Consider the following 2053-nt stretch of genomic DNA (forward strand, 5'->3'; position numbering starts at 1 on the left):
CATCGCCTGGTTGAGCAAGTTTGCTGACCTGAACTACAACCCCGGCTTCCCGCAGTTCGATATCCTGCTGGATAACGGTGACGACAACGACGGAGACGACGACGACAACGGCGATGACAACATCGACGATGACGAGTACGCTCAGGACTTCAGCCGCGGCTTCTTCCGCTACGTACAGTTCATCAAGATCTACGACGAAGTTGAGCCCGTAGTTAACGTCATGGAGCCCGCAGAGTGCTTCGCCGGTATCGGTCCCGACAACTGTGTTGCTGAGGTAACGCTGACCTTCGAGGCCTTCGACGAGTGTTCTGACGTAAGCGTAAGCGTAGAGCTTGACGCTGACTACAGCCTGGCTGACGGATTCGAGCGCACGCGCTTCCTGACCACCAGCGAAGTAGTTGCTAACGGTGATGACACCTACACGGTCCGCCTGAGCGGTATCCCCGTAGGTAACCACGCCCTGCGCATCCGCGCCGGTGACGGTTGTGGTAACTTCGACGTGGACATCCTCGAGTTCTGCGTAACTCCCGAGAAAGCTCCTACCCCGATCTGTATCCAGACGCTGACGGTCACGCTGATGCCCGACGGTAACGGTGGCGGCATGGCTGCTATCTGGGCTACGGACTTCATCGCCTCTGACGTAACGGACTGCTTCGGCAACGTGATCGACAAGTACAGCATCTACACCGAAGAAGAAGCTACGGAAGCTGGATTCGCTCCTGCCGTTGGCCGCATCGGTATCGACCTGACTTGTGAGGACTTCGGTGAGGACGTGAACGTACGGGTGTACGCCATCGACAACGCTGGCAACGCCGACTACTGTTCTGTAGTACTCGAAGTACAGGCCTTCCAGGACGGACTGTGTGACGGTAGCAGCGGCTCACTGAGCGGTGCCATCACGACGCAGGACGACGACCTGATGGGTGGTGTTGAAGTAACCGTAACGGGTGCTAACAACATGGACGAAATGGTAGTAACGGACGCCAACGGCCAGTACTCCTTCGGCAACCTGCCTCTGGACGCTGACTACACGGTACAGCCCGAGTACAACGCTGCCTTCGACTTCGCTGCCGTAACGGTAACTGACCTGGTAGCCATCACTGGCCACATCCTCGGTTCTGCCGTACTGGAGACGGGTTACGACAACGTAGCCGCTGACGCCAACATGGACGGAAGCGTAGACATCCGTGACCTGGTATCTATCCGCCGCGTAATCCTTGGTCTGGACAACGACCTGAACGCTGCTGGTGCTACCTGGCGCTTTGTTTCTGCTGACTACAACCTGACGACCAGCAACTGGTCTGCTGCCTTCCCCGAAGTATACAACGTGAACAACCTGCAGGGCAACCTGCGCGATGGTGACTTCATTGCAATGCAACTGGGTGATGTAGTACGTGCCGGTGGTCGCGCTGCTCTCGACCTGAACGTACAGGACGCTGAGCTGGCCGCTGGTCAGACGCACACCGTTGAACTGACTTCCGGTGAGCTGGCTGGCTTCCAGGGTACCCTGGAACTGGCTGCTGGTCTGGAGCTGGTAAACGTAGCCTACGAAGGTGAAGGCGCTCTGAACCTGAACCGTGCTAGTGAAGGTCTGATTGCCATGGCTTTCAACGGCGCTGCCGTAATCAACGTTGAAGTACGCGCTACGGAAGCCGTACGTCTGAGCGACGCTGTTGCCCTGACGGACGCCATCACGCTGCGTGAAGGTGTAGCTGCTAACGGAACCGCTGGTTCACTGAACCTGAACTTTGCTGGTCAGGCCGAGGCTGAGCTGGTAAACGCTCTGGAGCAGAACATGCCTAACCCCGTTGCTGAGACGACGCGCATTGCTTACACGCTGGCTACTGCCGGTCAGGTAACGCTGAACATCCAGGACATCCAGGGCCGTACGGTACTGGTACGTGAACTGGAAGGCGCTGCTGGTCGCAACGTAATCGAGCTGAACGTAAGCGAGCTCGGCGGAGCTACCGGTGTACTGAGCTACACGGTAACTGCCGGTGACTTCACCGCTACGAAGAAGATGGTAGTTGTGCGCTAAGCATAAACTGATCAT

At 57.4% G+C, this 2053-nt stretch carries 1 protein-coding gene; it reads left to right on the forward strand.

The genetic code is table 11. From position 1 onward, the window contains the following. The coding region (locus E1J53_RS23765) for a T9SS type A sorting domain-containing protein (protein ID WP_154640294.1) at positions 1-2038 on the forward strand (2038 nt) is incomplete at its 5' end. Between the last annotated feature and the right edge of the window lie 15 nt (positions 2039-2053).

It is taken from the genome of Lewinella sp. W8 (assembly GCF_004375085.3).
In the GTDB taxonomy this organism is placed as follows: Bacteria; Bacteroidota; Bacteroidia; order Chitinophagales; family Saprospiraceae; genus Neolewinella.